The organism is Arthrobacter sp. Edens01 (assembly GCF_001307035.1).
Lineage (GTDB): Bacteria > Actinomycetota > Actinomycetes > Actinomycetales > Micrococcaceae > Arthrobacter_B.
The window spans coordinates 487,752-511,163 of sequence record NZ_LKIU01000005.1 but is presented as its reverse complement, the minus strand read 5'-3'; the positions used below and the strand labels follow the sequence as shown (position 1 = coordinate 511,163).

At 66.0% G+C, this 23,412-nt stretch carries 26 protein-coding genes; 8 read left to right on the top strand and 18 right to left on the bottom strand.

Translation table 11 applies throughout. The features are described 5' to 3' along the window. The first annotated feature begins 131 nt into the window (after nucleotides 1-131). From AO716_RS08515 to AO716_RS08500, 4 genes are all read left to right on the top strand, one after another. Nucleotides 132-572 (top strand): hypothetical protein, encoded by a 441-nt coding sequence (locus tag AO716_RS08515; RefSeq protein ID WP_235472039.1) that lies wholly within the window; start codon nucleotides 132-134, stop codon nucleotides 570-572. A gap of 64 nt (nucleotides 573-636) precedes the next feature. After that, nucleotides 637-1,668, top strand: coding sequence for an Rv2578c family radical SAM protein (locus AO716_RS08510; RefSeq protein WP_055240487.1), 1,032 nt, complete (start codon nucleotides 637-639; stop codon nucleotides 1,666-1,668). Between the two features lie 51 nt (nucleotides 1,669-1,719). Beyond that, complete coding sequence (locus AO716_RS08505) at nucleotides 1,720-2,073, top strand: ArsR/SmtB family transcription factor (protein WP_055240486.1); 354 nt, start codon at nucleotides 1,720-1,722, stop codon at nucleotides 2,071-2,073. A 12-nt stretch (nucleotides 2,074-2,085) separates the two neighbouring features. Beyond that, entirely contained in the window at nucleotides 2,086-2,574 is a 489-nt protein-coding gene (locus tag AO716_RS08500) for an SRPBCC family protein (protein WP_055240485.1), read from the top strand. 22 nt (nucleotides 2,575-2,596) lie between these two features. Here AO716_RS08500 and AO716_RS08495 read toward each other — a convergent pair whose 3' ends face one another. Then, nucleotides 2,597-3,067: a (deoxy)nucleoside triphosphate pyrophosphohydrolase gene (locus AO716_RS08495; protein ID WP_055240484.1), complete on the bottom strand. Its 471-nt coding sequence runs from the start codon at nucleotides 3,065-3,067 to the stop codon at nucleotides 2,597-2,599. 171 nt (nucleotides 3,068-3,238) lie between these two features. Here AO716_RS08495 and AO716_RS08490 point away from each other — a divergent pair, with 171 nt between their 5' ends. Beyond that, nucleotides 3,239-4,480 (top strand): MFS transporter, encoded by a 1,242-nt coding sequence (locus AO716_RS08490; protein ID WP_055240483.1) that lies wholly within the window; start codon nucleotides 3,239-3,241, stop codon nucleotides 4,478-4,480. Between the two features lie 42 nt (nucleotides 4,481-4,522). On the opposite strand, the gene AO716_RS08485 is transcribed toward AO716_RS08490, so the two are convergent. From AO716_RS08485 to infC, 4 genes are all read right to left on the bottom strand, one after another. Beyond that, complete coding sequence (locus AO716_RS08485) at nucleotides 4,523-5,425, bottom strand: TrmH family RNA methyltransferase (RefSeq protein ID WP_055240482.1); 903 nt, start codon at nucleotides 5,423-5,425, stop codon at nucleotides 4,523-4,525. Between the two features lie 18 nt (nucleotides 5,426-5,443). Further along, complete coding sequence (gene rplT / locus AO716_RS08480; RefSeq protein WP_055240481.1) at nucleotides 5,444-6,100, bottom strand: 50S ribosomal protein L20; 657 nt, start codon at nucleotides 6,098-6,100, stop codon at nucleotides 5,444-5,446. A 119-nt stretch (nucleotides 6,101-6,219) separates the two neighbouring features. After that, nucleotides 6,220-6,414 (bottom strand): 50S ribosomal protein L35, encoded by a 195-nt coding sequence (gene rpmI / locus AO716_RS08475; protein WP_055240480.1) that lies wholly within the window; start codon nucleotides 6,412-6,414, stop codon nucleotides 6,220-6,222. A 116-nt stretch (nucleotides 6,415-6,530) separates the two neighbouring features. Further along, the gene (gene infC, locus AO716_RS08470; RefSeq protein ID WP_055240479.1) at nucleotides 6,531-7,526 is read right to left on the bottom strand and encodes a translation initiation factor IF-3; all 996 of its coding nucleotides are present in this window, start codon (nucleotides 7,524-7,526) and stop codon (nucleotides 6,531-6,533) included. A gap of 382 nt (nucleotides 7,527-7,908) precedes the next feature. Here infC and AO716_RS08465 point away from each other — a divergent pair, with 382 nt between their 5' ends. Next, complete coding sequence (locus AO716_RS08465) at nucleotides 7,909-8,331, top strand: DUF1844 domain-containing protein (protein WP_152969920.1); 423 nt, start codon at nucleotides 7,909-7,911, stop codon at nucleotides 8,329-8,331. A gap of 59 nt (nucleotides 8,332-8,390) precedes the next feature. Here AO716_RS08465 and AO716_RS08460 read toward each other — a convergent pair whose 3' ends face one another. The 8 genes from AO716_RS08460 to AO716_RS08430 form a co-directional block, all read right to left on the bottom strand. Further along, nucleotides 8,391-9,704, bottom strand: coding sequence for an MFS transporter (locus AO716_RS08460; protein ID WP_055240478.1), 1,314 nt, complete (start codon nucleotides 9,702-9,704; stop codon nucleotides 8,391-8,393). A gap of 30 nt (nucleotides 9,705-9,734) precedes the next feature. Next, complete coding sequence (locus AO716_RS08455; RefSeq protein WP_055240477.1) at nucleotides 9,735-10,583, bottom strand: SseB family protein; 849 nt, start codon at nucleotides 10,581-10,583, stop codon at nucleotides 9,735-9,737. Nucleotides 10,584-10,588: 5 nt separating this feature from the next. Beyond that, on the bottom strand, nucleotides 10,589-11,338 hold the full coding sequence (gene priA / locus AO716_RS08450) for a bifunctional 1-(5-phosphoribosyl)-5-((5-phosphoribosylamino)methylideneamino)imidazole-4-carboxamide isomerase/phosphoribosylanthranilate isomerase PriA (protein WP_055240476.1): 750 nt from the start codon (nucleotides 11,336-11,338) through the stop codon (nucleotides 10,589-10,591). Nucleotides 11,339-11,364: 26 nt separating this feature from the next. Next, nucleotides 11,365-11,520, bottom strand: a complete 156-nt coding sequence (locus AO716_RS17560; RefSeq protein WP_195840634.1) for a hypothetical protein — start codon at nucleotides 11,518-11,520, stop codon at nucleotides 11,365-11,367. A gap of 4 nt (nucleotides 11,521-11,524) precedes the next feature. Next, nucleotides 11,525-12,160 (bottom strand): imidazole glycerol phosphate synthase subunit HisH, encoded by a 636-nt coding sequence (gene hisH / locus AO716_RS08445; protein ID WP_055240475.1) that lies wholly within the window; start codon nucleotides 12,158-12,160, stop codon nucleotides 11,525-11,527. Beyond that, nucleotides 12,157-12,774, bottom strand: a complete 618-nt coding sequence (hisB, locus tag AO716_RS08440; RefSeq protein ID WP_055240474.1) for an imidazoleglycerol-phosphate dehydratase HisB — start codon at nucleotides 12,772-12,774, stop codon at nucleotides 12,157-12,159. Before hisB ends, hisH begins: the two co-directional genes overlap by 4 nt. A gap of 92 nt (nucleotides 12,775-12,866) precedes the next feature. Beyond that, nucleotides 12,867-13,967 (bottom strand): histidinol-phosphate transaminase, encoded by a 1,101-nt coding sequence (locus AO716_RS08435; RefSeq protein WP_055240473.1) that lies wholly within the window; start codon nucleotides 13,965-13,967, stop codon nucleotides 12,867-12,869. 74 nt (nucleotides 13,968-14,041) lie between these two features. Continuing rightward, on the bottom strand, nucleotides 14,042-14,485 hold the full coding sequence (locus AO716_RS08430; RefSeq protein ID WP_082413440.1) for a LysM peptidoglycan-binding domain-containing protein: 444 nt from the start codon (nucleotides 14,483-14,485) through the stop codon (nucleotides 14,042-14,044). A 431-nt stretch (nucleotides 14,486-14,916) separates the two neighbouring features. Between AO716_RS08430 and lexA the strand changes: the two genes are divergently transcribed. Then, nucleotides 14,917-15,585: a transcriptional repressor LexA gene (gene lexA, locus AO716_RS08425; protein ID WP_152969985.1), complete on the top strand. Its 669-nt coding sequence runs from the start codon at nucleotides 14,917-14,919 to the stop codon at nucleotides 15,583-15,585. Nucleotides 15,586-15,641: 56 nt separating this feature from the next. Here lexA and AO716_RS08420 read toward each other — a convergent pair whose 3' ends face one another. Both AO716_RS08420 and hflX read right to left on the bottom strand, forming a co-directional pair. Continuing rightward, nucleotides 15,642-17,678, bottom strand: coding sequence for an ATP-dependent DNA helicase (locus AO716_RS08420; protein WP_055240471.1), 2,037 nt, complete (start codon nucleotides 17,676-17,678; stop codon nucleotides 15,642-15,644). Further along, the gene (gene hflX, locus AO716_RS08415; protein WP_055240470.1) at nucleotides 17,671-19,239 is read right to left on the bottom strand and encodes a GTPase HflX; all 1,569 of its coding nucleotides are present in this window, start codon (nucleotides 19,237-19,239) and stop codon (nucleotides 17,671-17,673) included. Before hflX ends, AO716_RS08420 begins: the two co-directional genes overlap by 8 nt. Nucleotides 19,240-19,385: 146 nt before the next feature. Between hflX and AO716_RS08410 the strand changes: the two genes are divergently transcribed. Beyond that, nucleotides 19,386-19,997, top strand: a complete 612-nt coding sequence (locus AO716_RS08410) for a class I SAM-dependent methyltransferase (protein WP_055240469.1) — start codon at nucleotides 19,386-19,388, stop codon at nucleotides 19,995-19,997. A gap of 24 nt (nucleotides 19,998-20,021) precedes the next feature. On the opposite strand, the gene dapF is transcribed toward AO716_RS08410, so the two are convergent. From dapF to miaB, 3 genes are read right to left on the bottom strand one after another with little or no spacing between them, the layout of a single operon-like run. Next, nucleotides 20,022-20,972, bottom strand: coding sequence for a diaminopimelate epimerase (gene dapF, locus AO716_RS08405; RefSeq protein WP_055240468.1), 951 nt, complete (start codon nucleotides 20,970-20,972; stop codon nucleotides 20,022-20,024). Further along, entirely contained in the window at nucleotides 20,969-21,877 is a 909-nt protein-coding gene (miaA, locus tag AO716_RS08400) for a tRNA (adenosine(37)-N6)-dimethylallyltransferase MiaA (protein WP_055240467.1), read from the bottom strand. Before miaA ends, dapF begins: the two co-directional genes overlap by 4 nt. Next, entirely contained in the window at nucleotides 21,874-23,403 is a 1,530-nt protein-coding gene (miaB, locus tag AO716_RS08395) for a tRNA (N6-isopentenyl adenosine(37)-C2)-methylthiotransferase MiaB (RefSeq protein ID WP_055242045.1), read from the bottom strand. The genes miaA and miaB overlap by 4 nt, the downstream gene beginning before the upstream one ends. Nucleotides 23,404-23,412: the final 9 nt, after the last annotated feature.

The following is a 23,412-nucleotide window of genomic DNA, read 5'->3' as shown; positions in this document are numbered from 1 at the left end:
CAAAGGTACGCAGCCTGCGGCTACCAGTCTAACCAACTAACGCCGTCCGCCCGGGCAGTGTGAAGACCGTCCGCTCACTTACCATGGGCAGCATGAGCCTTGCCCGGCAGTGTTTGTCCCGTAGACAGGCAATGCGCCGCGCACTGAATCTGGTCAACGGCACGACGGCGGCCGGCCTCCTGGTTGCCCGAATCGGCGGGGTGCCGGTGCATCGGGGCTCTGGCGGGCTGCTGCTGGCCGGGGGCTGGAAGCTGGGCCTTCCGCACGCAGCGGCGTTCACCGTCGGGAACGTGATCCTCTACCGTTCCCGCGTTGCCCAGGCGTTCGACGCCGCGCCCGCCGCGCCCGCCTCCACGCTGCTGCGCCACGAGGCCCGGCACAGCTCCCAGTACGCCGTGCTTGGACTCGCGTTCCTGCCGCTCTACTTTGCTGCTGCGGGCTACTCCCGGCTGCGGACCGGGGACCCGGCGTCGTCGAACATCTTTGAAGTCCTGGCCGGGCTGGCCGAAGGCGGTTACCGGCCCCGCCCCTCTCCCCGCCGAAAGGCCAGTTACGGCTCTTTTCGGCGCTGAAAAGAGCCGCAACTGGCCTCTCGAGGGGTAGGCCATAATTCGAACGTATGTTCTAATTGGTCGCATGAGATGGCAGGAACAGGAACCAAAAGCAGCGCCGTCCGCTGACGCGCTGCTCCCCCTGCAGGGGCTGGTCCGGTCAGTACAGACACCGGGATTCGCGGGCGTGACTTTTCACGAGGTCCTCGCGAAATCCGTCCTGAACAAGGTTCCGAAGACTTCCTCCATGCCGTTCTGCTGGACGGTGAATCCCTACCGGGGCTGCAGCCACGCCTGCGTTTACTGCTTCGCCCGGAAGACACACAGCTACCTGGACCTGGATACCGGTGCCGACTTTGACAGCCAGCTCGTAGTCAAAACCAACGCCGGCGAGGTTCTGCGGAAGGAACTCGCCAAGCCGTCCTGGCAGTACGAACACGTGGCCATGGGCACCAACACCGATCCGTACCAGCGGGCCGAGGGCCGCTACAAGCTCATGCCGGACATCATCCGGGCGCTGGCGGACAGCGGAACTCCCTTCTCCATCTTGACCAAGGGAACCCTCCTCGCCCGCGATCTGCCGCTCCTGGCGGAGGCGGCACAACAGACCAGCATCAGCATGGGAATCTCCCTCGCCCTGCTGGATCCGGACCTGGCCCACCAGGTAGAGCCCGGAACCCCGTCACCCAAAGCCCGGCTGGACCTGATCCGGCGCATCCGGGATGCCGGCATGGACTGCAATGTGATGGCCATGCCGATCCTGCCGTGGCTGACCGACGGCGACGAGTCGCTGGACGCACTCTTTTCCGCACTGGCGGACGCCGGCGCCATGTCGGTCACGGCCGGCGCCCTGCACCTTCGCCCGGGAGCGCGAGAGTGGTACCGGGAATGGCTCGCGCGCGACTATCCTCAGCTTTCGGCACGCTACGACCAGCTGTACGACGGCGGCACGTACGCATCGAAGGAATACCGCCAGTGGCTTGCGGGACGAATCACGCACTTCAAGAAGCGGCACGGTTTCGCCGGCAAAAACCAGTTCCTCGCCACCCGGGGTGCAGCCCGGCCCGCTCCGAAGACGGCGGCCGGCCTGCCCGTGGCAGCCGGCACTCTCTTCTAATTTCCCCGGAGGTCTTGACCGGTGCCGCGGCGAGTCCTAAGTTACAACCAAATGGTTGTAGATGCGTTGTCAGACGAAGCCGTGAACCGCCTGTTCCATGCCCTGGCGGACAGCACACGCAGGGACATCCTGCGCCGTGCGGCCGCCGGTGAACTGTCGGTATCGCGGCTGGCCGAGGCCTATCCCATGAGTTTCGCGGCGGTGCAGAAGCACGTCGCGGTCCTCGAAGCGGCAGGCCTGGTCTTCAAGGTTCGCCGCGGGAGGGAACAGCTCGTGAGCACCGCACCGGACGCCGTCGACCAGGCACACCGCGCGCTGGACGCGCTGGCTGAGGCCTGGGAAGGCCGGCTGAACCGGATGTCAGACCTGCTGCGGCAGGAAACGCCCGGGAACGGACCCCGGTAGAGGAGATTAGTCATGAGCGTGAAGAGCATCGACAAGGACTACGACACCCTGACCATCACCGCCCTCGCGGAGTTCGAGGCAGCTCCCGAACAGGTCTGGGAGCTGTGGGCCGACCCGCGGAAGCTCGAGCGGTGGTGGGGTCCGCCAACGCACCCCGCCACGGTTCCGCAGCACGACCTGACGCCCGGGGGCACGGTCACCTACTTCATGACCGGACCGGACGGCGAAACGTACCACGGTTGGTGGGAGGTGATCTCGGTCGAACGCCCGGAGAAGCTGCGCTTCCGCGACGGCTTTGCCGAGGAGGACGGCACCCGCCGGGACGACATGCCGATCTCCGACGTCACCGTCACCTTCGCTGCCCGGGACAGGGGAACGGTCGTTGAAGTCGTGACGGCATTTGCGGACCGGGAGCAGATGGAGGAACAGATCTCCATGGGCGCCATTGACGGCGTGGCCTGCGCCATGTCCCAAATGGACGCGATCCTCGCGGACGCCTGACCCGGCTTCCAGCGGCGGCGCCTTAGCGGCGGCAGGGCCCCGGCGAGGCGATTCCAGCCGGGGGCTGACCCGCGGCCGCACGAACCGCCGTGACGATCGGCAGGTCCGCCGGAATCCAGGGCAGGTCAGCAAGCTCCGGGGAATCAAGCGGGACCCAGCGCAGCTCATCGTGATCCTCGAGCGGCTGCGGCTTCCCGGCCGAGACCTCCACGAGCCAGACACGCATCGCGGCTTTGGCGTTCAGCGGCCAGCCCTGGTCCAGCGGTCCGGCCACCTCGGCGCCCAGAACCACCTCAATGCCCAGTTCTTCGGTGAGCTCACGGTGCAGGGCGGCTTCGCAGGTCTCCCCCGGTTCAACCTTGCCGCCGGGAAACTCCCACATGCCGGCATAGGCTTCCGGGGCCGTGCGCCGAGCGGCCAGCAGGCTCCGCGGCTGGCCCAGGTCATCCACGATCGCGGCTCCGACTACCTGCTTCAGTTCTGAATTCGACACAGATCGAGTCTACGGTGCCCGCTGTCCTAGACTTGGAAGGAACGGCATCGTGGCCGTTTGGCCCCCGGCCAACGGCAGCCCCTGCTCCCGCGCTGGTCCCGGGCCCGCCAGACGCGACCGTGCTTTTCACGGCTCCGCGGCAACCGCTGATCCGAAAGCACCCCCGCACTTATGCCTTCCCTGCGCGTAGCGACGCCCAAAACCCGCAACGTTTCCCTGGCCATCACTGCCCTTGCCGCAGGTGGCTTCGCCATCGGCACCACCGAGTTCGCCATTATGGGACTGCTCCAGGAGATGGTCGCAGAACTGGGTGTCTCCGTCCCCGAAGGCGGGCACGTCATCTCCGCCTACGCCCTCGGCGTCGTTGTTGGTGCGCCTCTTCTTGCAGCCGCCGGAGCCAAGATGCCGCGCAAGTGGCTGGCCCTGGGACTGATGGCGTTCTTCGCCGTGGCCAATCTTTCATCCTTCATTGCCCCGGACTACGGGTGGCTGCTGGTCACCCGTTTCCTTTCAGGACTGCCGCACGGTGCCTTCTTCGGCGTCGCGGCCGTCATCGCGGCCTCCCTGGTGGCACCCACAAAACGCGGCTGGGCAATCTCGATGGTCATGCTCGGGCTGAGCATCGCCAACGTGATCGGAGTGCCCTTCGCCACCTGGCTGGGACAACTGGCCGGCTGGCGCTGGATGTTCGTCCTGGTGGGCGCCATTGCCCTGCTGACTGTCGCTCTGGTGGCATGGTTCGTGCCGTTCCAGGCCGCGCACCCGGATGCCAGCATCAAACGTGAGCTGAGCGCCCTGCGCCGCATGCAGATGTGGCTGGCCCTCCTTGTGGGCACCGTCGGTTTTGGCGGATTCTTCGCCGTCTACACCTACATCTCCCCTACCATGACCGAGGTCGCAGGTTTCTCCATGGGAGTGCTGCCGCTGATCGTGGGCCTCTACGGTGTGGGTCAGGTAGTGGGCAACATCGTGGGCGGCCGGATTGCCGACCGTTCGGTGATGGGCAGCATCTACGCCGTCCTGGCCGGTACCGTCGTGATCCTGGCCGTCTACGCCTGGGGTGTGCAGTACAAGGCCGGCGCCATCATCCTGGTCTTCCTGGTAGGTGCCATCGGCTCCGCCCTGACCCCCGCGCTGCAGACCCGCCTGCTCGATGTCTCCCCCGGAGCGGCATCGCTGGCGTCCTCCCTGAACCACGCCGCACTGAACATGGCCAATGCCCTGGGCGCCATGGCCGGCGGCCTGGTGATTGCCTGGGGCTGGGGCTTCCGTTCACCGGCAATCGTGGGTGCCGTCCTGGCTCTGCTGGGGCTGGGAGTTGCACTGCTCAGCGGAGCGCTGGACCGTCGCCGTTCGGTGACCGCACCGCTCCAGGATGAGCCTGCTGAGCCCGCACCGTCTACGTCGCGCTAGCGGGCTCCGCCCGTGCTGGCCGCGGGTGCCTGCAGGTTCGTGTCAGCGGTTCTGGGCCCGGGCTGAGGCGTAAAGGCAGACGGTGGCTGCCGTGCCCACGTTGAGGCTTTCGGCCTGCCCGTAGACGGGGACGGCAACGCGGAAATCAGCGGACGAGAGTTCAGTATCGGAGAGTCCCTGGGCTTCGTTGCCGAACAGCCAGGCTGTCGGGTTTTCGAGGCGGGGTCCGGCAGCCGCAGGGTCCGCGGCCTCCGGTGCCAGGCGACGCAGCGAAGAGGCGTCCTGCAGCGCGTCGAGGTCCTCGCTGCCATAGCCGTCGGCAGCAAGAACGGTAATTCCGGCTTCCTTCACGGCTTCAGCCAGTTCCTCGAACTCGACGCCGGTGACAACCGGCAAATGGAACAGGGAGCCTACGGTGGAGCGCACGGCTTTGGGGTTGTAGATATCCACGCTGGAGGCAGTCAGCACAACGGCATCCGCTCCGGCAGAGTCTGCGGCACGCAGGATGGTCCCGGCGTTGCCCGGATCACGCACCTCGCACATAACCGCCAGCAGCTTCGGCCGGGTGCCAAGGACATCCTGCAGGGTAGGCGACGGGATGCGGCAGACGGCCACAATTCCCTGCGGTGAGACCGTATCCGCCATGGCCGCCAGCACTTCATCCGTGGCCAGGCGCAGTGCCGCGCCCTCAGCGAGTTCTTCAAGCTCCGGGAGACGCTCGAGACACGCCTGGGTCGCGTAGGCCTCGACGACGACGCCGGGACGGCCCGCTGCCAGCGCGTCGCGGTGGGCAACGAGCGCCTCACGGACGGCCTGCGGACCTTCGGCCAGGAAACGGCCGGTCTTTAAACGCGCCGGACGCCCCGCCAGCTTCGCTGCTTCCTTCACCCGATCAGCTCGGGGATTGGACATCAGCGGCGCTGGGGAGCGTCCGGCGTCAAACATATTCAGCAGGTACCGAAATTAGCCCTGGAACTTCTGGCGGTTTTCGCCGCCAGCAGGCTCCAGGCCGGCAGCCTTGGCTGCTTCCACGGAGTTGAACCAGTACTCAGCTTCGGTCTGCTCGTACCAGGTGGAACCCGGAACGTGGTACTTGCCGGTTGCGGCACCCTTGATGACGTAGCCCTCAGGAGCTTCGCCTTCGGAGGCCTTGAAGCCGCCGTCAACAACAGTGGCAGTCGCAGCCGGAGCGCTCTTTGCAGCAGCCTTGGCAGCAGGCTTCTTCGCAACCGGAGCTGCAGCGGCAGCCGGAGCGGAGGTGTCGGACGGCAGGGCATCCTTGGCAACCTGAACCAGGGTGGCGAACGCGTTGGCGTCGTTCACGGCCAGCTCGGCGAGCATACGGCGGTCAACCTCGATCTCAGCAGCCTTCAGGCCCTGGATCAGGCGGTTGTAGGTGAGGCCGTTGGCGCGGGAAGCAGCGTTGATGCGCTGGATCCACAGGCGGCGGAAGTCACCCTTGCGCTTGCGGCGGTCGCCGTAGCTGTACACATACGAGTGCAGCAGCTGCTCTTTGGCCTTGCGGACCAGGCGCGAACGCTGTCCGCGGTAGCCCTTTGCGCGCTCGAGGATTACCCGACGCTTCTTATGGGCGTTAATCGCCCGCTTCACACGTGCCACGTGCGTACTCCTTAGAAATAGTCCCGCGCACACTACCGGTGCTGCGGCCCGTCCTGGGCCGCGGGAAAGTTAGTTGATTGGTGGAGCAGTCCCTATGCCGGACCGCCCGAAAAAGATGGTTACTTGCCGAGCATCTTCTTGATGACCTTGGCCTCGCCCGGGGTGACGATCTTGTCACCGGCGAGACGGCGGGTCAGGCGGGAGGACTTGTGCTCCAGGTAGTGGCGGCGGTTGGCCTGCTGGCGCTTGAGCTTGCCGGTGCCGGTCAGCTTGAAGCGCTTCTTGGCGCCACTGTGGGTCTTCATCTTCGGCATGGGAACCGATCTCCTTATAGTTTCCGCGGTACGAACCCGCGGGGATATGGGCACCTGTAACGGGTGCCAGGGTTTCCTAGGGACGCCTGGGCGTTCTTAGCGGTTTGCGCGGTGGCTTACTCCGCAGTACCAGGCTTCTTCTGGCCGGAGGCTCCCTGTGAGGGTGCCTTGCCAGCAGGCTTGGGCGCGGCGGCCGGCTTCGGCCGGGCAGCAGGCTTCGGCGCGGACGGCTTGACGGCCGTCGGCTTGGGCACTGCCATCGGCTTCGGCGCTTCAGCCGGCTTGGCTGCAGCAGGAGCTGCTGCTGCCGGCTTGGCAGCCTGTGCCGGCTTGGCGGCTGCAGCCTTGGCTGCTTCCTCCGCACGGCGGGCATCTGCGGCAGACTTGTCTGCTGCTGCCTTGGCTGCCTGGGCTGCCTTTTCCTTCTCGGCCTTTTCCTTCTCAGCACGGGCCTTGTCGGCCTCTGCTGCGGAGGAGCCAAGACGCAGGCCGTCCGGCAGGAGGTCTGCCAGGCTCTGCGTCATCGGGGCCTTTTCGGCACTGGTATCAACCCGTGCCGGGGCTTCGCCCTTCTTGGCGGCTTCGTTGGCGGCCTTTGCCTCGGCACGCTGTGAGGCGCGGCGGGCTTCAGCCTTGGCTTCTGCCTTGTTCTTCAGGGGGCCGATCACCATGACCATGTTCCGGCCGTCGATGCGGGGGCTGGATTCAACCACACCGACCTCGGCGACGTCTTCGGCGAACTTCTGCAGCAGGCGGATGCCCATTTCAGGGCGCTGCTGCTCACGTCCGCGGAACTGGATCATGGCCTTGACCTTGTCACCCGCGCCGAGGAAGCGGAGGGCGTGCCCGCGCTTGGTCTCGTAGTCGTGGGTGTCGATCTTGAGGCGGAAACGGATTTCCTTGAGGACCGTGTTGGTCTGGTTCTTGCGTGCCTCACGTGCCTTGACTGCGGCTTCGTACTTGTACTTGCCGAAGTCCATTAGTTTGCACACCGGGGGCTTCGCCTGCGGTGCTACCTCAACAAGATCCAGGTCGGACTCCGCAGCCAGTCGCAGGGCGTCCTCGATCCGGACCACACCTACCTGTTCCCCGGCAGGTCCTACCAACCGCACCTCAGGGACACGGATCCGATCATTGATTCTTGGCTCGCTAATGTTGCAGCTCCTGTTTGACTCAAAACGGCTACCGCCTGCAACTGAAGAAGGCCCCCAATTGCACGCGCAATCGGAGGCCTCGGGGATCGGCCGGCACGGCTTTCGCTGCGCACTTTCCTTCGCAGCCACCCGAAGGTGCTGCCCTGGAAGGGCCGACCAGAACCCGGCAACTCTGATCCTGCCGTTAGGCTGGATTAATCAGGCTGACGCGGGTGGGAGAGTCTCCGCTTGCATACCGGTCCTGTTACTTACAAAAGCAGCCCACTTTGCTGAGTTTCCCCAGCTGCCGCGAGCTGCCGTAAATAACGTCTACCGGTCGGTCTGTGACAAGCTTACCAGTATGAGTACCCCACAGAGCAATCCGGCTGGCGATTCTGCCCGCCATTCCTTCCCCGGAACCACCGAAGAAGCACACAGCCACGCAGAGGCACCCGTCTCCGCGCAGGTCCGTGACATCGCCGAGGTGCCCGCCGTGGAAGTTATCACCACCGCAGCCGTCCACCTGATGAGCGCAGCTGCCGTTAAGTGCGGGCTGGCCGAAGGCGCCGACGCTGAAGACCTGAAGGACCTGGACGAGGCCCGCAAGCTGATCACCGCACTCGCAGGGTTCGTCACCGCTGCCGCACCGGAGATCGGCAGCCAGCACGCCGGTCCGTTGCGCGACGGCCTGCGCTCCCTGCAGCTGGCCTTCCGTGAGGCTTCCATGGTTCCGGACGCCCCGGGCCAGGGACCGGGCGAGAAGTTCACCGGCCCCGTCAACTGATTCAGATACCCAAAGAGCCCGAAGAGCATGCTCTTCGGGCTCTTTTGTGTCTGCGGCAGCTAGACGCGGACGCGCCGCGAGTTCACCACGGCACGGGTCCCAAGGGTAATCAGTACCAGGAGGGCAGCGGCCGTGCCCGCGAAGGCGAATCCGGCCCACGGGCCCACAAAGTCGATCGCCATACCCACCAGCGGCGCACCAATCGCGGTGCCCGTGGTGAGGGCCGAGCCGTACCAGCCCATGGCTTCTCCGCGGCGCTCCTCCGGGACCAGGTCAGCCACGCGTTCCGAGGCCGCGGACAGCACCGGTGCACACAGCAGGCCGCCGGGAATTGAGAGCAGGGCAAGGCTGAGCGTATCCGTGGCCAGGGACATGGGCAGGGTCAGCACTGCCATGGCCAGCAGCAGGAGCATCGGCGAAATACGCCGCTTCATCGCTCCGTAAACCAGGCCTCCAATCAGCGAGGCGAAGCACCACACGGCGAAGACGATCCCCAGCTGTCCGGGATTTCCGGAGGCTTCCACCGATGCCACGATGCCGACGTCGCTGCCCGCCAGCAGCAGGCCGGCACCGGCGGCTACCGCGAACACCACTGCAACGCTGAGGGTCATCCAGGAGAAGCCGGCGGCGACCCGGGCCAGCAGGCCTCGGCGCAGGTTTGGATCCTCTTCCTCAGCGGCTGCACCGGCCGCCTGGGTAAGTTCGGCAGCCGGCTCGCTTAGGTGCGCCGGGGCCGAACTGACCACTGCGGCAGCGGCCGCTTCGACGTCGTGGTCCGGCAGCTCCAGCGCCTCGGAACGGGTGGGCGGGTTGAACCACATAAGGAACAAGCCGGCGCCTGCCGTACAGATTCCCACCAGGGTGAGGCCGACGGCGGTGGAGACGGAGGTCGCCAGGACGGCACCAACGGCGGGACCGCCCATAAACACGACTTCCGTGGCGATCGAGTCCAGGGTGAACGCCGTCCGCCGCTTGTCTCCTTTGGCGAGAACGCCGAGCGACTGGCGGACCACGCTGAAGACGGGCAGCGTAAACAGGCCGCCGATCAGCGCCAGGACAAGCAGCCATTCGTAGCTCACGTGCGGCGCAACCGACCAGATGACAGCTTCGGAAATCACGGAGGGAATCAGGGCCTTGCGCAGGCCAACGTTGTCCACGCGGCGTCCGCGCCACGGTGCGCCAACAGCAATGCCGATTGTCACAAGTGCGGCCACGGCACCTGCTGCGGCGTAGCCCTTCTCCAGGGTCAGCACCACATGGAGGGTCAGCAGCACACCCGCTGCTGCGTGCGGGAAGCGGGCGAGCATACCAACAAGGAGCACCCTGCGGACCGGGACAATGGCCAGCAGGTCCCGGTAAACACTAAAGTTCACTGCACTTCTCTTCTGGCCCGCCTGGGCCGGTCAGCGCGTGATCTTCATTTCAAGGGAGTCGACGCGCTCAACGAATTCTGGATGGCTGGCTAGGCGCTGCTGCAGGGCTGCTGCAAGGGACTGGATGCCAGCCGCGTCAAGCCCTGGGGCCAACTGGAGGGTGATCCTCAGTTCCGGCCCGGCGCCGCCGCCGGAAACCAGCGTACCTCCTGCGGTACGGGAGGTTACGCCGGTGCCGGCACTGAGCCGGACCTGGCGTACCGCCGACTCCTGCGCCGCTGCATCGGACACTATTCCGGCCAGGGACCCGTCCTCATAGGACGGCACCCATTCGCGCTGCTGCGCCAGTGCCCACATGGCCGGCCGGCGCACCACGAAGGTGATGTCGCCGCCCGGATCAATCACCAGCAGCTGGGCTTCCTCGGAGACAGCCGAAAGCGCTGCCCGGGGCGCATAGACCGCCACCGGGCGTGCCTCGGGGTGCCAGCGAGCCAGCGCATCGACGGAGGAAAAAACCGGCAGTGCCTTGCGTCCGTCCGGTGCGGTAAGGGTCACAAGGGCAAGGTCGGCTTCCTTGTCCGCCGCCAGCCCGTGTGCGGACTCGGCTTCCTCCCCCAGCGTCGCGACAATCGCCACATACACCCGCGCCGTGGCCAGCGACCTGACCACGTCGGCTTCCGAACCGGTTCCTGCCGTGAGAGCCGCTACAGCACTGGTGTAGCCGGCGTCGGGCTGGCCGTCGTCCTTGTCGAACCGGTGCAGCGGGTTGCCTTCGCCTTCGAGGCTTCGGCCGGCCCAGGGGACACCGGCTGAATCCGCCGGTCCCCCGGCCGCAGCCAGGGCGGCCGCAATATGCCCGGGCAGTTCGCGCTTGGCCATGGCTTCTAGCGTTCCGGGTGGCCCGCGACGTCGAACGCCTGGGGAAGCGTGAAGGCACCGGCATACAGCGCCTTGCCCACGATCGTTCCCTCCAGGCCCAGCGGCACGAGTTCACGCAGGGCAGCCAGGTCGTCGAGGCTGGAGATGCCGCCGGAGGCAACAACCGGGCGGTCGGTCCGGGCGAGCACGTCGCGGAGCAGGTCCACGTTCGGCCCGCGCAGGGTGCCGTCCTTCGTGACGTCGGTGACTACGTAGCGGGGGCAGCCGGCATCTTCGAGGCGGGCCAGGACCTCCCAGAGATCGCCGCCTTCCTTGGTCCAGCCGCGGGCTGCCAGGGTGGTGCCGCGGACATCAAGCCCGACGGCGATCGCGTCGCCGTAGCGGGCAATGGCGCTGGCGGTCCACTCCGGATTTTCAAGGGCCGCGGTGCCGAGGTTGACGCGGCGGGCACCGAGCTCCAGGGCCTTGTCCAGCGACTCATCGTCACGGATGCCGCCGGAGAGCTCCACCTTGATGTCCAGTGCTTCGACAACACGCTTGAGCAGGGGCAGGTTGCTGCCGCGGCCGAAGGCTGCGTCCAGGTCCACCAGGTGCACCCACTCCGCGCCGTCGTTCTGCCATGCCATGGCGGCGTCCAGCGGGTCGCCGTAGCTGGTCTCCGAACCTGCCTCGCCCTGGACCAGGCGGACGGCCTGGCCGTCGGCAACGTCCACGGCGGGGAGCAGTTCGAGGATGGGCGTTTCTGTGAGGGACATGGTCCTGCTTTCGGTGACGTACCGGCTCAGAGGCCGAGGGTAAGGACATAGGCGCCGAGCAGGGACATTCCTGCGAGCACCCAAAAACTGATGGTGACGAAACGCGGCAGGCCCTGCCGTCGGAAGGAGATGGCTCCGCCGATGAGCAGACCGGCCAGGCCCATAAGAACAACACTCCACATGGCTTTAGCCCAGACCCTTCAACCAGTTTTCAAGGAGGGCAGCGCCGGCGTCACCGGACTTTTCCGGGTGGAACTGAGTGGCGCTGAGCGGACCGTTCTCCACTGCGGCGACAAAAGGTCCGCCATGGTTGGACCAGGTCACCAGCGGCGGCTGCATGGCCGGCTGGGTGACGTCGAAGTCCCATTTCTGCACGCCGTAGCTGTGTACAAAGTAGAAGCGCTCATCCTCTATGCCGGCGAACAGGCGGGACCCTTCGGGAGCCTGGACAGTGTTCCATCCCATGTGCGGAACGACGTCTGCTGCCAGGCGCTCCACGACGCCCGGCCACTCGCCCATGCCCTGGGTCCGCACACCGTGCTCGACTCCCTCATCAAAGAGGACCTGCAGGCCAACGCAAATGCCCAGCACGGGCCGGCCGCCGGCGACGCGGCGTCCGATCATCCGCAGGGCGTCTACGTCCCTGAGTCCCTTCATCACCGCTGCGAAGGCACCGACTCCCGGGACGACCAGTCCGTCGGCCTCGAGCACGTCAGCAGACTTGGAACTGAGCGTGACGCTGGCGCCTGCCCGCTCCAGTGCCCGGACGGCCGAGTGGATGTTCCCGGAGCCATAGTCCAGGACGGTGACGTTGCGGCTCACAGCGCGCCCTTCGTGGAGGGGATGCCCTCGACGCGGGGATCGGGTTCGACGGCGGCGCGGAGGGCGCGGGCAAACGCCTTGAACTGTGCCTCGACGATGTGGTGCGGATCGCGCCCGCCCAGCACGTTCATGTGCAGGCAGATCTGGGCGTGCAGCGTGATCGCTTCGAAAACGTGGCGGGTCAGGGAGCCAGTGAAGTGCCCGCCGATCAGGTGGTATTCCTGGCCGGCCGGTTCACCGGAGTGCACCAGGTAGGGGCGTCCGGAAATGTCCACGACGGCGTTGGCAAGGGCTTCATCCAGCGGCACGGTAGCTTCGCCGAACCGGCGGATGCCGGCCTTGTTGCCCAGCGCGGTTTTCAGCGCTTCACCGATGCTGATCGCGACGTCCTCCACGGTGTGGTGGGCGTCGATGTGGGTGTCCCCGGTGGCCTTGACGGTCAGGTCAATCAGGGAGTGCTTCGAGAGTGCCGTCAGCATGTGGTCGTAGAACGGCACCGAGGTGCTGATATCCGAACGGCCGGTGCCGTCCAGATCCAGTTCTACAAGCACGGATGATTCGCTGGTGGTCCGCTCGAGGCGGGCCGTGCGGCCGGTGGCGGTCTCCACGGTCATAAAGGTTCCTTAGGAAGAAGTCGGTCTGGTTACCAGTCTAGTGTTTGCGGCGCCGGGAACTCACGCCGCACCTGGCCCGGGCCGTCATGGTGCTACGCAGAGAGCAGGCTGCGCAGGGCGGAGAGGAAGGCAGTGGTTTCCGCTTCGGTGCCGGCAGTGACGCGCAGGTGTCCGGGGATGCCTACGTCGCGGATGAGGACACCGGCGTCGAGCAGTCCCTGCCAGACCTTCCGGGGGTTCTCCAGTCCGCCGAAGAGCACGAAGTTGGCATCCGACTCCGCCGGCTGCAGGCCCATTTCGGTCAGCTCTGCGACGATCCGGTCACGCTGGCCCTTGATGTCTTCAACGTTGGCAAGCAACGAGCCGGCGTGGGCCAGCGCAGCGTTGGCTGTTGCCTGGGTGACTGCGGACAGGTGGTACGGGAGGCGGACCAGCCGGAGCGCATCGGTAACTTCCGGCGCCGCGGCCATGTAGCCGAGGCGTGCACCTGCCAGCGCGAACGCCTTGCTCATGGTCCGGGAGACGATCAGTCGTTCCCGGCCCGGCAGGAGCTGCAGGGCACTGGGCGTTCCGGCATGCGAGAACTCGGCGTAGGCCTCGTCAACGATGACAATCGCGTTGCTGGCTTTCCCTGCCTCATAGACGGCTTCCACCACATCGAGGCCCAAGGCCGTGCCCGTGGGGTTGTTCGGGGTGCAGAGGAAGACAATGTTCGGCTTGGCTGCCCGCACCTGCTCTGCCGCTGATTCAGGGCTGAGGGTGAAATCTGCCGCCCGGACACCGGTCAGGTAGGCGGTGCCGGTTCCGCTGGAAAGCAGCGGATACATGGAGTAGGTGGGCGGAAAGCTCATTGCTGTCCGGCCCGGCCCGCCGAATGCCTGCAGAATGTGCTGGAGGACTTCGTTGGAACCGTTGCCTGCCCAGATGTTTTCGATCGCCAGGCCGTGGCCAAGATAGGCGGCGAGGCGTTTGCGCAGTTCGGTGAACTCCCGGTCGGGGTAGCGGTTGAGCCCGGCTACGGCGTCGCGTACCGAGTCCGCAATAGCCTCAGCGACCTCCTGCGGCAGCCCGTGGGTGTTCTCGTTGACGTTCAGCAGGATCGGCACTTCCAGCTGCGGCGCACCGTAGGGGGTCTGGCCCCTCAGGTCGTCGCGCAGGGGAAGTCGGTTCAGTTTTTCCAGCTGTTCAGTCACCCGTACAGCTTAAGGCGCTGCCCGGCGGGCTGCAGAATCCGCAGTAACGTGACGGCCGGTATTGTCCCCGAAAACTAGCCGGCGACGGGGATGTAGAGCTGCACGCCGGCCGGAACCACCGCGTCGGAGAGGTTATTCAGTTCCATGATGTCTGCCACCACTGCCCGGGGGTCCCGTTCGGGAGCGTATTCCGTGGCGAGGCTCCACAGGCTGTCCCCGGTGCTGACGCTGACCTGCTGGGTCCGGGTCAGTTCCCCGCTGCCGCTCGCTGCCAGGGCAGGCGCGGTGAAGAAGCCAATAAAGGTGAGCAGCGCGGCCCCTCCCAGCAGGACGGGAGCACCGATGAGCAGGAGCCGGCCGCGGCGGGTGAGCCGCAGCGGTCCGGAGTCAGCTGCGCGGCGCGGCGCTGCAGTCCTGGTGGAATCCTGGTGACGGACAGCGTTGGAGGACGCGGGGGTGGAGCGGGCGGAGCGGATGTGGCCCAGGGAAGCACGGGGTGCCGCGAACTGAACTGACATGGCAAAACCTTTCCGGCTCGAGTCCGTTCCCCCGGCCGGCATTCTCGCGGCTTCGAAACTGGATTCGAACAGTTGGCGTACGTGAATCGAACATGTATTCGATTCCTGCTGTTTCCTTTTCTAGCATCTATCTACGAACGATGTCGAGACTCACTCGAACAAATGTTTGAAAATGACCTGCCGCTCCCCTAGCGTGGGTATCGGCAGGAAACCTTCGGTTTGGCTGCCGGTCAGGACAGTTGCATCCGCCCGCGGGTGTTTGTGTCCAGTCCGGCAGTTCCGTTCGGAGTAAAGAGAAACACCCGCCACTGACATTGCCGCCAATCCGGTTAGCCCGGAACGCTCGAAGGGAAGCCGAAGTGCCCCGTAGGACTAACTCCGATGGCAGCCCGGCTGCCGCTGCTGCGGCTGACTCTTCGCGTCCCCGGGCGCTGACCCCGCGGCAGAAGAAGATCCTCGAAACCATCCAGGCATCGGTAAGCACCAACGGCTACCCGCCGTCGATGCGCGAAATCGGCGACACCGTGGGACTGGCGAGCCTCTCCAGCGTGACGCATCAGCTGAGCCAGCTGGAGAAGATGGGTTACATCCGCCGCGATCCCAAGCGCCCCCGCGCCATGGAGATCCTGGTCCCGCTGCTGATGCACAAAGAGCCGCAGGGCACCGAATCATCGGCACCGGACGGCACCGCCGCTGCGTCTGTCACTGAGCTCACCACAGCCGTGGACACGGCAATGGTCCCGCTTGTTGGGCGGATCGCCGCCGGCGGGCCCATCCTGGCCGAGCAGGTGGTGGAGGAAATGGTTCCGCTTCCCCGCCAGCTGGTCGGGCACGGCGAACTGTTTATGCTCCGTGTCTCCGGAGACTCCATGGTCGACGCCGCCATCTGCGACGGGGACTGGGTAGTGGTGCGCAGGCAGCAGACGGCGGAAAACGGGGACATTGTTGCCGCTCTCCTGGACGACGAAGCCACGGTCAAGACCTTCCGGCAGCGCAACGGCCACACCTGGCTCCTGCCGCAGAACACCCGCTACGAGCCGATCATGGGCGACCACGCGACCATCATGGGCAAGGTCGTTTCCGTGATGCGGTCCCTCTAGGGATTCCAGGTTCCTCCGGGGGTTCAGGGCGGCGGCACAAGCCGGCCCCGGCGCGGCTAGGCGTCCGCGCGCTGTCCGGTGTTCAGCCGCTCCAGAATGCCCAGGGCGACGGTCCTGTCGGTAGTGGACCAGAACGGCGGCAGAGCCGCACGCAGGAACCCTCCATACCTGGCCGTTGCCAGCCGTGAATCAAGCACAGCGACCATGCCCCGGTCCCCCGCGGCGCGGATAAGCCGGCCGGCGCCCTGGGCAAGCCGGACTGCGGCATGGGTCGCAGAGACGGTCATAAACCCGTTTCCGCCTGCCTTGGCCACCGCACGGGTGCGGGCTGTCATCAGCGGGTCATCCGGCCGGGGGAACGGGATCCGGTCAATGACCACCAGCCGGCAGGCGTCACCGGGCACGTCGACTCCCTGCCAGAGGGACATTGTTCCAAACAGGCACGTCGAATCCTCCTCCGCGAACTGCTTCACGAGGGCGGACATTGAGGACTCGCCCTGGCAGAGAATCGGGAAATCGACTTTGTCCCGGAGCGCAGCAGCAGCATCCTCCGCCGCACGGCGCGAGGAGAAGAGTCCCAGTGCCGCGCCTCCGGAGGCCTTCAGCAGCGCTTCAAGTTCGGCCAGCTGTGCCGGCGACGTGCCGCGGTCGGGCTTGGGCAGGTCACGCGCGACGTACAGCACACCCTGGCGCGGGTAGTCGAACGGACTTCCGACGTCGGTGCCCGTCCAAGCGGGAGCGCCGGCACCGCTCAGGCCCAGCCCGCCGGCCACGGGCCCAAACTCCGAGCCAATAGCGAGCGTGGCCGAGGTGAGCACAACAGTGTGCCCGTCAAACAGTCCGTCCCTCAGCCGGCCGGCCACCGAAATCGGTGCCACGTTGAGCGTTGCAGGTGCCGACTCGTCCGGCGGCGAATAGCCCTCCCCCGGCGAGAAAGTGCTGGGACGTGAAGACCACAGGACCTCACCGGATTCCGGAGCTTCGAGCACGCGCTCACAGAGTTCAAGTACCGCGAGGAGGCGGGACCGCGCCATCTGGCGCCCGCCGTCGCCGGCGTCGCCGCCTTCCGGTTTGGAGTCCGATAATGCAACCCGGCACGCCTCGCGTACCCGGGCCACTGCCAGCTGCTGTTCCTCGTTGAGCCCGGAGGGCAGCAGTCCGGCGGGAATGCCCTCAACCGAAAGATCGAACGCCCGGCCCGCGGCGGCCAGCTCCTCGACCGAGGCTGATGTGTGCTTGCGGGCGGCCGTCACGGCTGCGCTGATGACCGTGCCGGAGAGCTGACCGGTGACTGCGCCCGTGACCCGGTCCTGGAGCTCATGGGCCTCGTCAATCACCACAACGTCATAATCCGGCAGGACGGCAAGTCCTTCGAAGGCGCTGATGGCGAGCATTGCGTGGTTGGTGATCACCAGGTCGGCGAGGGCAGCCTTCGCCCTGGCCTGTTCGCTGAAGCAGTGTTCTGCAACGGGGCAGCGCTGGGCGCCCAGGCATTCCATGGCGGTGACGGAGACCTGCCGCCAGGCGCGGTCGCTGACTCCAGGGAGGAGTTCGTCGCGGTCGCCCGTCTCGGTTTCCTCTGCCCATTCACGCAGCCGGACAACCTCACGCCCGAGCGCCGAGGTGGCTCCGGGCGCCGGGGCAGGATGCGGGACGGCCTTTTCCTCACTCAGGGAGAACAGTGCTCCGGGGTCGTCGTCGTCGGGGAAGCCGCCTCCGGTCTTATGCACGCAGACGTAGTTGCTGCGTCCCTTCAGCAGGGCAACGTCCACGTCCCGGGGCAGCTTGGGCTTCAGGGCAGTCAGCAGGCGCGGTACATCGCGGCCGACGATCTGTGCCTGCAGCGCCAGAGTGGCCGTGGAGACAAGTGCCGGTTTACTGCTTTGCAGCGCATGGTGGATCAGGGGCACCAAGTAGGCAAGTGATTTGCCGGTGCCGGTTCCTGCCTGAACCAGGAGGTGCTTCCCCGACTCAATCGATTCAGCAACTTCCCTGGCCATTTGCTGCTGTCCCGGACGCTGCTGTCCGCCCATGGCTGCAATGGCGGTCTCCAGCAGGTCCAGGACCTCCGCCGCGGTGTCTTTCTTAGGCATGGTTGAGGAACGGCTCCAGCTCCGGAGCCAGCGAATCGCGCACCTTGACCCTCATCCGGGTACCGCTTTCCTCATGTTCAAGCGAAAGAATTTCGGCGTCCTGGCTGTGCAGGCGGGAAACGACGTCGCCGCGTTCGTAGGGAACCATCAGGTCCAGTTCCACGCCGGGCCGGGGAATTCCTTCGGAGATGGCCTGGAGGAGTTCCTCAATGCCCTCTCCGGTGCGTGCCGAGACCACCACGGTGCGCGGTTCCCGCTGGCGCAGCCGTTCGATGACGAACGGGTCGGCGGCGTCAGCCTTGTTCAGCACGATGATCTCGGGGATCCGGCGGGCGTCAACATCGGCCAGGACGGAACGCACGGCCGCGATCTGTCCTTCAGGATCCGGGTGGGAGGCATCCACTACGTGCAGGATCAGGTCGGCGTCGGCAACTTCTTCCAGGGTGGACCGGAAGGCTTCCACCAGCTGGGTTGGCAGGGAGCGCACAAATCCCACGGTGTCAGCCAGCGTGTAACCCAGTCCGTCCGGGGTTTCGGCTCGGCGGATGGTCGGATCCAGGGTGGCGAACAGTGCGTTCTCCACCAGGACCCCTGCATCCGTGAGCCTGTTCAGCAGCGAGGATTTTCCTGCGTTCGTGTAGCCGGCAATCGCCACGGACGGGATCTGGTTCCGCTGGCGGTTTGCACGCTTGGTTTCCCGGGCGGGCTTCATGCCGGCAATCTCGCGGCGCAGCTTGGCCATGCGGGTGCGGATCTTCCGGCGGTCAAGTTCGATCTTGGTTTCACCGGGGCCGCGCGATCCCATACCTGCTCCGGCACTGCCGACCTGTCCACCGGCCTGGCGGGACATCGATTCGCCCCAGCCGCGCAGACGCGGAAGGAGGTATTCAAGCTGGGCCAGCTCAACCTGGGCCTTGCCCTCGCGGGACTTGGCGTGCTGGGCGAAGATGTCCAGGATCAGCGCGGTTCGGTCAATGACCTTCACCTTGACGATGTCTTCCAGCCCGCGTCGCTGGGAGGGCGAAAGTTCGCTGTCCACAATGACGGTGTCCGCGCCGGTAGCCATCACTACGTCCTTGAGTTCCTGTGCCTTGCCTGACCCCAGGAAGGTTCCGGGGTCCGGCTTCAGCCGGCGCTGGATCATCCCGTCCAGCACTTCGGAACCGGCTGTTTCGGCCAGTGCGGCCAGTTCACGCAGCGAGTTCTCGGCGTCGGCGGCCGTACCTTCGCTCCACAGTCCGGCCAGGACAACCCGTTCCAGCCGAAGCTGCCGGTACTCAACCTCGGTGACGTCTTCAAGCTCTGTGGAGAGACCGGCAACACGCCTGAGGGCGCGGCGGTCCTGAAGGTCCTGCTGATCCCCGTCGAAGTCAGAGTGCTCCGCTTCCTGGGCCGACAGCGCCTGTGCCTGGCCGCGGAATCCGCCGGCCGGCGTAACGCTCTGCTTGGCAGCAGCAGCGTCGTCCTTTGCCAGGATCCGGTCGATGACACCCTGGATTTCTTCGGGCTTCAAGTCCGTGGGCGTCGAGCCGGCGGCGGGACGGGAATTGTTGATGGTCATAATCTCCTTAGAAGCGGTGTTAACCATGGTAGGCCAGTGGACCCACATTGTGGCGGGAGTCCGCGAGGTTGTGCAACAGAGGTAAGGGAGGGCTGGAGGACCTCTGCGTGCATCCGGCGGCCGTCCAGCCACTAACCTTGATAGTTATGGGTTCAGAGCATTACTTCAGTTCACAGCCGGCGACGCCGGAGGTCCGCAGGCCGCTGTCTGTCACCTTGGCAGGACGCGAGGTCACCCTCGCCACTTCCGGCGGGATCTTCTCTCCTGACGGTGTTGATAAGGGAACGCAGGTACTGCTCTCCGGTATTCCCGATCCGGCTGCCGAAGGCAACCTGCTGGACATTGGTTGCGGCTGGGGCCCGATCGCGCTGACCATGGCCCTGAAATCGCCCGCAGCGCAGGTGTACGCGGTGGACGTGAACGAGCGCTCCCTGGGCCTCACACGTGACAATGCCGCCACGCTGGGACTCTCCAATGTCCACGCCAGCCTGCCCGCCGACGTCGACCCGTCCCTTCGGTTCGAGACCATCTGGTCCAACCCGCCCATCCGGGTCGGCAAGGATGAGCTGCATGCCCTGCTGCTGCTGTGGCTGCCGCGGCTGGCACCGGACGGAACCGCCTGGCTGGTGGTCCAGAAGAACCTCGGGTCGGATTCGCTTCAGCGCTGGCTGGCGGAGAACCTGGGCGCGGACTTCAGCGTGAGCCGGTACAGCACCGCGAAGTCCTTCCGCATTATCAAGGTCCAGCGCAGCGCCTGACCGGCCCTTTCCCGGGCCCGCCTCCTAGAGCAGGGTTCCGCGGGCCACCAGCACAGCGGGCCCGCTGAGTTCCACGTGCTCGCGCCCGTCCGGCCCGGTGAGGAAGCGGATACCCAGAACTCCCCCGGGCACTGCGACGCTCCAGGCATTTGGTGCGCCGGCTCCGGCCCAGAAACGCGTGGCGACGGCGGCGGCGCACGCCCCGGTGCCGCAGGAAAGGGTTTCCCCGACGCCGCGTTCGTGCACCCGCATGGTCAGCTGGCCCACGCCGTCGACCACCAGCGGCTCGGCAGGGACCACGAATTCAACGTTGGTTCCGTCTTCAGGGACCGGTTCCACACTGGGTGCATTCACCAGGTCCGTTGCGGCCAGCTCGGAGAGTTCAGCCAGCGCAACGACCGTGTGGGGGTTGCCCATGCTCACCGAGAGCCCGGGGCGCGGAACTTCCAGTCCCCCGGCGTTAACCACGGTATCCATCGCCTTGGCGGCAGCGTGGTCCGGGAAGATGAACTCCCACGGCCCCATGTCCACGGCATAGCCGGTACCGGTGCGGGTGACAGTCTTCAGCCCCGCCCGGGTGCCGATTGCCAGCACTTCACCTTCAGCAAGCTCGGCAAGTCCCTCTTCGATCAGGAAGTGGACGAAGACCCGCACCCCGTTGCCGCACATTTCAGAAACGCTGCCGTCGCCGTTGCGGTAGTCCATAAACCACTGCGCTTCGGGGTTGGACTGCAGCAGCGCCTGGCCCTCCGGTACGTGGACGGAACGGACAGCACGGATGAATCCGTCCGCGCCGATTCCGTTGTGGCGGTCGCAGACGGCGGCCACGTCGGCGGCGTCGTAGTCCCGCAGTCCGTCGGGATCAGCGACCAGGACAAAGTCGTTGCCGGTGCCGTGTCCTTTCGCGAAAGCGAGGCCGGCGAGGCCGGACGGCAGGCCGGAAGCGGACAGGGCGGCGGGGGAAGTTGTGCTCACCCCTCAAGAATAGCGGTGGTCGCAGCCTTCAGCAGTTCGGGATTATCGAAGTCCAGCCAGGTGACCCGGGGGTCTGCCCGGAACCAGGTCAGCTGGCGGCGGGCGAACTTCCGGGTGGCAATCACGGTGTCCTCCACCGCCTGCCCAGTGTTCCAGTGGCCGTCCAGAACTTTCAGGAACTGTGCGTACCCCAGTGCCCGCGAGGCTGTCCTGCCGCTGCGCAGGCCTGCGGCGTCCAGTACCCTGACTTCGTCAAGCAGCCCCTGCTGCACCATCTGGTCCACGCGCCGCGCCAGCCGAACATGGAGCACGGGACGTTCCACGGCAAGGCCCAGCTGGACGGCCGGCTGATAGTAGGTGCGTTCCGGCATAAACGAGCTGAAGGGCCGGCCGGTCAGTTCGTGCACTTCCAGCGCACGCACTACTCTCCGGGCATCACCAAGACGGTCTGCGGAGACCGGATCGACGTCCCGCAGTTTTGCGCGCAGTGCTTCAAATCCAACGGATTCGAGCTCGTCTTCGATCCTGCGCCGCAGCTGGGGATCGGTTCCGGGGAATTCAAGCACATCCAGTGCTGCCCGGACATAAAGCCCGGACCCGCCGACCAGGATCGGGTAGTTGCCCCGCGAGCGGATCCGGTCGATGGTCTCCCTGGCCTGGGCCTGGAAATCGGAGACGCTGGCCTCTTCGGTGACATCCAGGATGTCCAGGAGATGGTGCGGTATTCCGCCGCGTTCGTCCTCCGGGAGCTTGGCTGTGCCAATATCCATGCCGCGGTAGAACTGCATTGAATCGGCGTTGATGATTTCCCCGCCGAGGCGTTGAGCCAGCGCAACACCCAGATCGGACTTGCCGGAGCCGGTGGGTCCGACGACGGCGATGACCGGCAGCGTGCCTGCCGTCACCGGCGCGGCGGCAGGGCAGGCATGCCGAGTGAGACACCGGCGCGCGCGGCGCCGTCGGCGGCCGGAACGCCGCAGGACTCGGCCTGGGACCGGTCCCAGGCATCACCGGCGCGGGACCGGCGCACGGAGTAGTCGGCAGCGGAGGCCGGATCGGCGACCAGGTGGAAGGCAGCCGCGGAGGTCACCGGAACCGTTACGAGGTCTCCGGGTCGGGGAACAGGCGCTCCTTCGGGCACGGAGAAGTGCACCAGGCGCTGGTCGCGGGAACGTCCGGAGAGCCGTCCGGTTTCCTCCGACTTGCGGCCGGCAGCTGCGGTGACCATGACCTCGACGGTGGTGCCGACCTGCTTGGCGTTTTCTTCCGCTGCGATGCGGTCCTGCAGTGCCGTGAGCCGCTCGAAGCGTTCCTGCACCACTGCCTTGGGCAGCTGGTCCGGCAAATCAGCCGCCGGGGTGCCGGGACGCTTGGAGTACTGGAAGGTAAAGGCGGTGGCGAACCGGGCCTGCTCGACGACGTCGAGGGTTGCCTGGAAGTCTTCCTCCGTCTCCCCCGGGAAACCGACGATGATGTCAGTGGAAATCGCCGCGTGCGGCATCTGCCGGCGGACCTTCTCCAGGATCCCGAGGAACTTCTTGGAACGGTAGGAACGGCGCATGTCCTTGAGGACCTTGTCCGAGCCTGACTGCAGCGGCATGTGCAGCTGCGGCATCACGTTGTGGGTTTCTGCCATGGCGTCAATGACGTCATCAGTGAATGCGGCCGGATGCGGGCTGGTGAAGCGCACCCGCTCAAGTCCTTCGATTGAGCCGCACGCGCGCAGCAGCTTCGCGAACGCTCCCCGGTCGCCGAACTCCACACCGTAGGAATTCACGTTCTGGCCAAGCAGCGTGACTTCAATGGCGCCGTCGTCTACCAGAGCCTGGACTTCGGCAAGGATTTCTCCGGGACGCCGGTCGCGTTCCTTGCCGCGAAGAGAGGGCACGATGCAGAACGTGCAGGTGTTGTTGCAGCCGACTGAGATGGAGACCCAGCCGGAGTAGACCGAGTCCCGTTTGGTGGGCAGCGTGGAGGGGAAGACTTCGAGGGATTCCAGGATCTCCAGCTGGGCTGCGTCGTTGTGCCGGGCACGCTCCAGCAGTGCAGGCAGGGAGCCGATGTTATGCGTACCGAAGACTGCGTCCACAAAGGGGGCCTTGGCAAGGATGGTGTCCCTGTCCTTCTGGGCCAGGCATCCGCCCACCGCAATTTGCATGCCGGGGCGGGTTTCCTTGACGTGGGCAAGCTGGCCCAGGTTGCCGTAGAGCTTGTTGTCGGCGTTCTCGCGCACGGCGCAGGTATTGAACACAACGACGTCGGCGTCCCCCTCATCCGCCGGGACGTAGCCGGCGTCTTCGAGGAGTCCGGAGATCCGCTCGGAATCATGGACGTTCATCTGGCAGCCGAAGGTCCGCACCTGATAGGTACGGGGATGCTCTTCGGTGTCCAGGCCGTTTAGCTGAACAGGGGCGGGGCGCGATACTGACAGGCTCACCAT

Excerpts from the sequence above, each read along its gene's own strand:
- AO716_RS08505 (WP_055240486.1), top strand. The coding sequence starts at position 1,720 with ATGGTTGTAGATGCGTTGTCAGACGAAGCCGTGAACCGCCTGTTCCAT.
- priA (WP_055240476.1), bottom strand. The coding sequence starts at position 11,338 with ATGTCCCTCACAGAAACGCCCATCCTCGAACTGCTCCCCGCCGTGGAC.
- rpmI (WP_055240480.1), bottom strand. The coding sequence starts at position 6,414 with ATGCCGAAGATGAAGACCCACAGTGGCGCCAAGAAGCGCTTCAAGCTG.
- AO716_RS08455 (WP_055240477.1), bottom strand. The coding sequence starts at position 10,583 with ATGGCCAAGCGCGAACTGCCCGGGCATATTGCGGCCGCCCTGGCTGCG.
- AO716_RS08420 (WP_055240471.1), bottom strand. The coding sequence starts at position 17,678 with ATGCCTAAGAAAGACACCGCGGCGGAGGTCCTGGACCTGCTGGAGACC.
- AO716_RS08510 (WP_055240487.1), top strand. The coding sequence starts at position 637 with ATGAGATGGCAGGAACAGGAACCAAAAGCAGCGCCGTCCGCTGACGCG.
- hflX (WP_055240470.1), bottom strand. The coding sequence starts at position 19,239 with ATGACCATCAACAATTCCCGTCCCGCCGCCGGCTCGACGCCCACGGAC.
- hisB (WP_055240474.1), bottom strand. The coding sequence starts at position 12,774 with ATGACCGTGGAGACCGCCACCGGCCGCACGGCCCGCCTCGAGCGGACC.
- AO716_RS08465 (WP_152969920.1), top strand. The coding sequence starts at position 7,909 with ATGAGTACCCCACAGAGCAATCCGGCTGGCGATTCTGCCCGCCATTCC.
- AO716_RS08485 (WP_055240482.1), bottom strand. The coding sequence starts at position 5,425 with ATGTTTGACGCCGGACGCTCCCCAGCGCCGCTGATGTCCAATCCCCGA.
- AO716_RS08410 (WP_055240469.1), top strand. The coding sequence starts at position 19,386 with ATGGGTTCAGAGCATTACTTCAGTTCACAGCCGGCGACGCCGGAGGTC.
- AO716_RS17560 (WP_195840634.1), bottom strand. The coding sequence starts at position 11,520 with ATGTGGAGTGTTGTTCTTATGGGCCTGGCCGGTCTGCTCATCGGCGGA.
- AO716_RS08430 (WP_082413440.1), bottom strand. The coding sequence starts at position 14,485 with ATGTCAGTTCAGTTCGCGGCACCCCGTGCTTCCCTGGGCCACATCCGC.
- AO716_RS08490 (WP_055240483.1), top strand. The coding sequence starts at position 3,239 with ATGCCTTCCCTGCGCGTAGCGACGCCCAAAACCCGCAACGTTTCCCTG.
- AO716_RS08500 (WP_055240485.1), top strand. The coding sequence starts at position 2,086 with ATGAGCGTGAAGAGCATCGACAAGGACTACGACACCCTGACCATCACC.
- AO716_RS08515 (WP_235472039.1), top strand. The coding sequence starts at position 132 with ATGCGCCGCGCACTGAATCTGGTCAACGGCACGACGGCGGCCGGCCTC.